The 8,496-nt window shown below is 74.5% G+C and carries 6 protein-coding genes and 1 tRNA gene; 3 read left to right on the forward strand and 4 right to left on the reverse strand.

All coding sequences use genetic code 11. The features are described from left to right. Positions 1-93 precede the first annotated feature (93 nt). Positions 94-969, forward strand: a complete 876-nt coding sequence (locus tag RKE29_RS25220) for a fused MFS/spermidine synthase (RefSeq protein WP_312007928.1) — start codon at positions 94-96, stop codon at positions 967-969. Between the two features lie 219 nt (positions 970-1,188). Then, positions 1,189-2,238 (forward strand): LacI family DNA-binding transcriptional regulator, encoded by a 1,050-nt coding sequence (locus tag RKE29_RS25225; RefSeq protein WP_312007929.1) that lies wholly within the window; start codon positions 1,189-1,191, stop codon positions 2,236-2,238. Between the two features lie 108 nt (positions 2,239-2,346). On the opposite strand, the gene RKE29_RS25230 is transcribed toward RKE29_RS25225, so the two are convergent. The 3 genes from RKE29_RS25230 to RKE29_RS25240 form a co-directional block, all read right to left on the reverse strand. After that, positions 2,347-2,419: transfer RNA gene (locus tag RKE29_RS25230), tRNA-His, on the reverse strand. A 149-nt stretch (positions 2,420-2,568) separates the two neighbouring features. Then, positions 2,569-3,180 carry an oligoribonuclease gene (gene orn, locus RKE29_RS25235; RefSeq protein ID WP_312007930.1) on the reverse strand — a complete coding sequence of 204 codons (612 nt, stop codon included), beginning with the start codon at positions 3,178-3,180 and terminating at the stop codon, positions 2,569-2,571. 5 nt (positions 3,181-3,185) lie between these two features. After that, positions 3,186-4,526, reverse strand: a complete 1,341-nt coding sequence (locus RKE29_RS25240; RefSeq protein WP_312007931.1) for a helix-turn-helix domain-containing protein — start codon at positions 4,524-4,526, stop codon at positions 3,186-3,188. Positions 4,527-5,411: 885 nt separating this feature from the next. Between RKE29_RS25240 and RKE29_RS25245 the strand changes: the two genes are divergently transcribed. After that, on the forward strand, positions 5,412-5,933 hold the full coding sequence (locus tag RKE29_RS25245) for a universal stress protein (RefSeq protein WP_312007932.1): 522 nt from the start codon (positions 5,412-5,414) through the stop codon (positions 5,931-5,933). Positions 5,934-6,485: 552 nt separating this feature from the next. Here RKE29_RS25245 and glmS read toward each other — a convergent pair. Then, the gene (glmS, locus tag RKE29_RS25250; protein WP_312007933.1) at positions 6,486-8,309 is read right to left on the reverse strand and encodes a glutamine--fructose-6-phosphate transaminase (isomerizing); all 1,824 of its coding nucleotides are present in this window, start codon (positions 8,307-8,309) and stop codon (positions 6,486-6,488) included. Between the last annotated feature and the right edge of the window lie 187 nt (positions 8,310-8,496).

The raw sequence follows: 8,496 nt of genomic DNA on the forward strand, positions 1-8,496 counted from the left end.
GCCGCGCGGCGGGCGCGGCGACCGGCGACCGGCGGGCACCCCGGGCGCCGTGGGCGGCGGCGCGGGCGACAGGCGCGCGGGATACTGGACGGCGTGGCGAGGAGCAGGCGGGGCAGGGGACGCGTGCCGGCGACGGCCGCCGCGCCGGTCGACGGCGGGCTCGCCGAGTTGGTCCCCGACCCGGACCGGCCGCGCGCCTGGTCGCTCCTGCTGGACGGCCGCCCGCAGTCCCATGTCGACCTGGACGACCCGGCGCGCCTGAGCTTCCCGTACCAGCGCGCGCTCGGCCACGTCGTCGACCTGGCCGCGCCGCCCGGTCGGCCGGTCCGCGCCGTGCACCTGGGCGGCGGCGCCTTCACTCTCGCCCGGTACGCCGCCGCGACCCGCCCCCGGTCGACCCAGCAGGTGGCGGAGGTGGACGGGCCGCTGGTGGAGTTCGTGCGGCGGGAGCTGCCGCTGCGCCCCGCCGACCGGATCCGGGTGCGGCACGGCGACGCCCGGGCCGTGCTCGGCAAGGTGCCCGACGGCTGGGCCGACCTGGTCATCGCCGACGTCTTCGACGGCGCCCGGACCCCGGCGCACCTCACCAGTGCCGAGTTCCTGGCCGAGGCGCGCCGCGCCCTGGGCCCGGGCGGGCTGTACGCGGCGAACATCGCCGACGGCGCGCCCCTGGCCCACCTCCGGGCCCAGGTCGCCACCGCGCGCGGGGTGTTCGCCGAGCTGTGCCTGACGGCCGACCAGGCGGTGCTGCGCGGACGCCGGTTCGGCAACGCCGTGCTGCTCGCCGCCGACCGCGAGCTGCCCCTGGCCGAGCTGGCCCGGCGCGCGGCGGGCGGCCCGGAGCCCGCGCGGGTCCTGCACGGCCGCGCGCTGGCGGAGTTCGCCGCCGGGGCCGCCGCGGTCACGGACGCGACGGCGGCCCCGTCGCCCGAGCCGCCGGCCGCCGTCTTCGCCCGGGGCCGGGACTGACGCCCTACGATTTTCGGCCGTCCCAGGACGACTTTGATCGACTCCGGGGAGCGGCCCACCGGCGTTCCACCCCCATGCCTACCTCCGCATATGCCAGAAGCACATGACATTGGCTGTGCGGAGGGGCGGGCCGGGGTGCTGTGACCGCGGCCGGGGGGTGTTGCTGGCAGGGCGGTGTAGCTGGGAAGTTGTCGCAGTGCGGACGGCTGGAGGCGGGCGATGACAGGTACCCGGCGACGGAGTGCTGGGCGCGGAAGACCCACGCTGGAGGAGGTGGCGGCGCGCGCGGGCGTCGGCCGCGGCACCGTCTCCCGGGTGATCAACGGATCGCCCCGGGTCAGCGAGCGGGCCCGTACGGCCGTCCAGCAGGCGGTCGCCGAACTCGGGTACGTGCCCAACCGGGTCGCCCGCGCGCTGGCCGCCGACCGCTCCGACGCGATCACTCTCGTCATACCGGAGCCGGACGCCCGGCTGTTCGCCGAGGCGTACATCGCCGACCTCGTCCGCGGCGTCGGCACCGGCCTCGCCGACACCGACCTGCAACTGCTGCTGACCCTCATCCGCACCCCCAAGCAGCGCCAGCGCCTCGCGGACTACCTGTCCGCGCACCGGGTCGACGGCGTGCTGCTGGTGTCCGTACGGACCGACGACCCGCTGCCCGACGTGCTGGAGCGCACCGGCATACCCGTGGTGCTCTGCGGCCGCCGCTCCGCGCACGAGTCCGTCCCGTACGTCGACTCCGACAACGCCGGGGGCGCGCGGGCGGCCGTCGAGCACCTGCACGGGCGCGGGCGGGCCACCGTCGCGATGATCGCGGGCCCGCAGGACGTGTACGCGGCCCGCTGCCGGCTGGACGGCTACCGCGCCGCCGTACGGGCCTCCGGCCGCCCGCTGGACCCGCTGCTGGTGGCCGCGGCCGACCTCACCGAGGAGGGCGGCGGCGCGGCCATGCGCGAGCTGCTGGCCCGCCGCCCGGACCTGGACGCGGTCTTCGCGGCCTCCGACGCGATGGCGGCCGGCGCCCGGCAGGTGCTGCGCGAGGAGGGCCGCCGGGTGCCGGAGGACGTGGCGCTGGTCGGCTTCGAGGACTCGGCCGTGGCCCGCCACATGGACCCGCCGCTGACCAGCGTGCGGCAGTCGACGGAGGAGATGGGCCGGGCGATGGCCCGGCTCCTGCTGGACCAGCTCCTCCAGGCGCGCGGCGGATGGCCGCGGCCGTGCCCGCAGCTGGTCCTGCCGACCCGGCTGGTGCCGCGCCGGTCGTCGTGAGGTGACAGCGAGCCGCGGACCGTACGTACGGACAGGCGCGGACCGTACGAGTCGGACCGTACGGAGAAGGGCCGACCCGGTCTGCCGGGTCGGCCCTTGATCGTTCAGGGTGAGTGACGGGACTCGAACCCGCGACATCCTGGACCACAACCAGGTGCTCTACCAGCTGAGCTACACCCACCACGGCCGCTGCCGGGGCCTTCGCGCTGCACGCGGCCCCTCGCGGCCGAGCTTGATTCTACAGGGTCCGCGAGGGTGCTCGCTCCCGCCTTTGCCGAGGCCGGCGCGCGGCCCCCGGCCGGTGGCCCCCGGCGGGGGAGGCGGGCGCCGTCACGACGGCTCGGCGGCGGGCAGGACGTACTTGGCGGCCATGGACCGGGCCGCGTCCGAGTCGGGGCCGGGCTGGGGTACGAAGATCGCCTCCCGGTAGTAGCGCAGCTCGGCGATGCTCTCGCGGATGTCGGCGAGGGCCCGGTGGTTGCCCCGCTTCTCCGGGCTGTTGAAGTAGGCCCGCGGATACCAGCGGCGGGCCAGCTCCTTGACCGACGACACGTCGACGATCCGGTAGTGCAGGTGCTTCTCCAGCTCGGGCATGTCGCGCGCCAGGAAGCCGCGGTCGGTGCCGACCGAATTCCCGCACAGGGGGGCGCGGCCGGCCTCCGGGACGTGCTCGCGGACGTAACCCAGGACCTGGCGCTGGGCCTCCTCCAGCGTGGTCCCGCCGTCCAGCTCCGCGAGCAGTCCCGACGCGGTGTGCATCTCGCGCACCACCTGCGGCATGGTGGCCAGGGCGGCGGCGGGCGGCCGGACAACGATGTCCACGCCGTCGCCCAGGATGTTCAGCTCCGAGTCGGTGACCAGCGCGGCCACCTCGATGAGCGCGTCCGCCGACAGCGAGAGCCCGGTCATCTCGCAGTCGATCCACACCATGCGATCGTTCATGTGTCTCACCCTACGGGGCGCTCCCGCTGGCCGGGCAGGGCCGGACGCTCCACCGGGCGGCCGCCTCCCTGGTCGGGGACCCGCGGGGCGTACGCGTCCGACACCGGCTTGCCGGCCTCGCCGCCGTACGCCGCCTGGCCGGACGGCGGGGCGGGCGCGGCCGGAGGCGGCACCGGGTGCGGCACGTGGTGCGGGTGCGCACCGGCGGGCGCCGGCGGTCCGGAGCGCCGGGGCGGCACTCCGGGTTCGCCGGAGCGCTGCTCCACCACCTCAGCCCGCTCCACGCGGTCCGCGCGGTCGGGCCGGTCCGTACGGTCCGCGGCGCCGCCCTGCGGCCTGCGGGCCCGGTAGGCCGCCCGGTAGGCGGCCGGGGAGGACCCGAGCTGGCGTCGGAAGTGGCCGCGCAGCGCGACCGGCGAGCGGAAGCCGCAGCGGCCCGCGACCTCGTCCACCGAGTAGTCCGACGTCTCCAGCAGACGCTGCGCCTGGAGCACCCGCTGGGTGATCAGCCACTGGAGTGGAGCGCTCCCAGTAAGCGATCGGAACCTCCTGTCGAACGTGCGGCGGCTCATGTAGGCGCGGGCCGCCAGGGCCTCGACGTCGAACTGCTCGTGCAGGTGCTCCAGCGCCCACGCGACCACCTCGGCGAGCGGATCCGCGCCGATCTCCTCTGGTAAAGACCTGTCCAGGTAGCGCTCCTGGCCTCCCGTGCGGCGCGGCGGCACCACCAGCCGGCGGGCGAGCGCCCCCGCGGCCTCCGGGCCGTGGTCGGTGCGCACCACGTGCAGGCACAGGTCGATGCCCGCGGCGGTGCCCGCGGAGGTCAGCACGTCGCCGTCGTCCACGAACAGCTCGCGCGGGTCCACGTGGACGGACGGGTAGCGCTTGGCGAGCGTCGGCGCGTACATCCAGTGGGTGGTCGCCGGGCGGCCGTCGAGCAACCCGGCCGCCGCGAGCACGAAGGCGCCGGTGCACAGGCCGATGATCCGCGCACCCTCCTCGTGCGCGCGGCGCAGCGCGTCCAGCGCGGGCGCCGGCGGCGGCTGGGTGATCGACCGCCAGGCCGGCACCACGACGGTGCCCGCCCGGGACAGCGCCTCCAGGCCGTACGGCGCGGTCAGCTCCAGGCCACCGGTCGTTCGCAGGGGCACGTCCTCGCCCGCGCACACCAGCAGCCGGTACCGGGGCACGCCGGCGTCCTGACGGTCGATGCCGAAGACGGAGAGCGGGATGGAGCTTTCGAAGATAGGGCCGCCGCTGAACAGCAGCACCGCGACGATCTCACGTCGGCGGCGTCCGGAGAGCTTCCGAGCGGCCTCCGGTACGGTTGTGGAGTCCTGGCTCATGGCACTAAGCCCCCCTCGGTGGTCGCGTCCTCTCGGTCCTGCACGTTTCCCCTCGGTCCTGAACGGTTCCCCCGCCGGTCATGGCCAAGATCGAATCTACTGGGTCGCGAGTGGTCGGTGTGACCAGTTCACCACCCGCCACTAAGTCGACATGGCAACTTGGCGTGAAGCATTCGATCACGAAGCGTTGCACTCGTAGGGCTCGCTGTGAAGTGCGCGTCTGACTCGCACCCCCTCTTCGAGGGGGGTCCGCGCTCCTCATACCCCTTCTCACGCTGGTCGGACGGCTATTGGGCGTCGCGTTTGCCAAGGAAAGAGGTATCGCGCGAAGTTGGCCGAAAAGTAGTGGGAGCAGATGTACGGCAGGGTCCATCAACCGGCGTACGCCCGCTGGTCGCCGCCCCGGTCGGGCCCGGCGCGCGCCTTCCCGCCCCCGGTCCGACGGCCGCGCCCGCACGCCCCCGGGAACGAGTGCTTCCGCGCGCCCCCATGTCCGCCATCCGGACACCCGGTACCGCGCCCGGCGGGTCCACGGGGGTCGCGCCGGTGTCCCCGTGGTGTCCGACGGGTGTCCGGAGGCCTCTGCCGCCCCTCACGTCACGCCGCGAAGGCCCCATGCCGTACGACACGGGGCCACTCGGGGCATTGTGCTACCGTCCTCCCTCCGGCATGCTCCGTGGAACGCCTCGGGCGCACCCTCAACCGGGGGGATGGGCTCTGGGCACGGGGGGAGCGGCGCCGTACTCTTGGGGTAAGCGCTTGGAAAGGTGAATCCCGGACGGATTTTCTCCGCACCCCGCGCTCCCCGAGTCCCCGACCGCGACTACCCACCCTCAAGGCTCCCGCTGATCCCTCCGCAAGAGGACTCCCTTCGCCGAGACACCGATGGCCGGTCACGAAATCCCCGAACCCGCGGACCGCAAGAGGGTCGTCGATCACGAGACGCACCCCGAGGCGGCGGAAGAAACGCGTCATTCCTGCGACCCGGCCTTCCAGCACGGCGTGGTCGTGGGGTTCGACGGCTCGACGTCCAGTGAGCGCGCCCTCGCGTACGCCATCGGTATGGCCCGCCGCCTCGGCTCGGGGCTGATCATCGTGCACGTGGCCAACCGGCTGCCGACGACGGTGTGGGCCGGCTGTGAGCCCCCGGTCTTCGTGGACGTGCCCGACCACCGCACCGAGGTGCTCGGGCTGGAGCTGGCCTGCGCCGACCACCTCGCCGAGGTGCCGTGGATCCTCGTCGAGCGCGGCGGGGACATCTGCCACGAGCTGGAGGAGGTCGGGCGGGAGTACGCGGCCAACGCGATCGTGGTCGGCTCCACGCACGGCCTGGTGGGCCGGATCTTCGGCTCGGTCGCGGGGCGGCTGGCGCGCCGGGCGCAGCGCCCGGTCGTGGTCATCCCCTGACCCCCTGATTCCCTGATTCTGTGCTCCCCTGACCCTCTGACCTGCCGCGGTGATCCGCTGGTGGGAACCGCCGGGCGCGCCGTCTGCGGCGCCCCGGCCCCTCGGCGTGGGCCGTGCCCGTGCCCGACCTCCCCCGCGCGGCGCCCGGAAGCAGGTCGCCGGGGGTTGCTCGGGGCGTCTCCCGCGCGTCTTCCGCGCGCCGGTGCGCCCCTCGGTAGCGGAATGCCTCCGTACGGGAAACCTACTCGCCCGTACGGGGTGGAGCGCCTGCCGAAGGGGGTACGAACCCACCGATCGACACCGCGAGCCCACAGGGCGTGACGCCGTTGACGGGGCTGGACGCGCTGCCGCTCGGGAGGTGACGGCTCCCGCGGCAGCCCATCGCCGGCGTTTGGGCGACGCCGGCACAGGGGAAGGCGGTTCCCCGCGTGCGTGGTGGCACACGCGGGGAGCTCGCCTTCACCCCCCGCGGCCCTCAGCGGTCTGGCGTCCGGCATCCGCCGGCCCGGTCGGCCCCGTCGGCACTCCGCGGCCGGGGCCACTCCGACCGGGTCATTCCACCGTCACCGACTTCGCCAGGTTGCGCGGCTTGTCGATGTCCCGGCCCAGCGCCAGCGCCGTGTGGTAGGCGAGGAGCTGGAGCGGAATGCCCATCAGGACGGGGTCCAGCTCCGGCTCGTTGCGCGGGACCACGATCGTGTCGTCGGCCCGCGGCTGCTCCTGATGGGCGACGGCGAGGATGCGGCCTCCGCGGGCCTTGATCTCCTCCAGCGTCGCCCGGTTCTTCTCCAGCAGGTCGTCGTCGGGCACGACCGCCACGGTCGGCACGTCCGGGTCGATGAGCGCCAGCGGACCGTGCTTCAGCTCCGACGCCGGGTACGCCTCGGCGTGCACGTAGGAGACCTCCTTCAGCTTCAGCGACGCCTCGCGTGCCACCGGGAAGCCCCGGACCCGGCCGACGAACATCATGCTCCTGGCATGCGCGTACCGTCCGGCGAGCGCGGCGATCCGCTCCTCGTCGCGCAGCACCTCGGCGATCTGCCCGGGCAGGCGGCGCAGGCCCGCGAGGATCCGCCGTCCGTCGGCCACGGACAGGTCCCGGATCCGGCCGAGGTGCAGGGCGAGCAGCGCGAAGGCCACCGCCGTGTTGGTGAAGCACTTGGTGGAGACGACGGAGACCTCCGGTCCCGCGTGGACGTACATCCCGCCGTCCGTCTCCCGGGCGATCGCACTGCCGACGACGTTCACCACGCCCAGCACGCGCGCGCCCTTGCGCTTCAGCTCCTGCACGGCGGCCAGCGTGTCGTACGTCTCGCCGGACTGGCTGACCGCGAGATAGAGCGTGTCGGGGTCCACGACGGGGTTGCGGTAGCGGAACTCGCTCGCGGGTTCGGCGTCGGCGGGCACCCGGGCCAGCTCCTCTATCAGATGGGCGCCGATCAGGCCGGTGTGGTAGGCCGAGCCGCAGCCGAGGATCTTCACCCGGCGCACGCCACGCGCCTCGCGGGCGTCGAGGTTCAGCCCGCCGAGGTGGACGGTGGAGAATCGCTCGTCCAGCCGGCCGCGCAGCACCCGGTCCACGGCGTCCGGCTGCTCGTGGATCTCCTTGTGCATGTACGTCTCGTGGCCGCCCCGGTCGTACGACTCCGCCTCCCACTCCACCACCGTGGGCGCCGCGGAGGTGCGGCTGCCCTCGGTGGTGTAGGTGCGGTACTCGTCCGCCTTCAGGGTCGCCATCTCGCCGTCGCCCAGGGTGATGACCTGGCGGGTGTGGGTCACCAGGGCGGCGACGTCCGAGGCGACGAACATCTCCTTCTCGCCGAGCCCCAGCACCACCGGGGAGCCGTTGCGGGCGACGACGATGCGGTCGGGGAAGTCGGCGTGCAGCACGGCGACGCCGTACGTGCCCTCGATCCCGCCGAGAGCGTGGCGGACCTTCTCCTCCAGCGTTTCGGCCTGGGCGCGGCCCACGAGGTGGGCCAGCACCTCGGTGTCGGTGTCGGAGACCAGCTCGACGCCGTCGGCGGCGAGCTTGGCGCGCAGGTCGGCGGCGTTGTCGATGATGCCGTTGTGGACGACGGCGACCTTGCCGGACGCGTCGAGGTGCGGGTGCGCGTTGGCGTCGCTCGGCGCGCCGTGGGTGGCCCAGCGGGTGTGTGCGATGCCGGCCGTGCCGGTGAACCGCTTGGGCAGACGGTCCCGCAGGTCGCGGACCCGGCCCTTGGCCTTGGCGGTCCGCAGGCCGCCCGCCGTGCCCGGCCGGGGCTGCAGCGCGATGCCGGCCGAGTCGTAGCCCCGGTATTCGAGGCGCTGTAGGCCCTCCAGCAGCAGGGGCGCGATATCGCGTTTGCCGATGTATCCGACGATTCCGCACATGATGTCTCGTTCTCCCGGGGTGGCTGTCAGGTGTCGTGGGCTGCCGGTCCGGCGCCGGCGGCGCTCACCGGGGTGGTCCGGCCGGGCCACGCCCGTGCCGGGGGGCGGCGGCCCCTGCGGCCGGGGCCGCCGGGGCCCCGCGCGGGCTTGCCGGCCCTTGACGGCGGGCCGCCCCGCCCGGGGTGCC

The sequence above is a fragment of the Streptomyces sp. B1866 genome (assembly GCF_031932565.1).
Classification (GTDB): Bacteria; Actinomycetota; Actinomycetes; order Streptomycetales; family Streptomycetaceae; genus Streptomyces.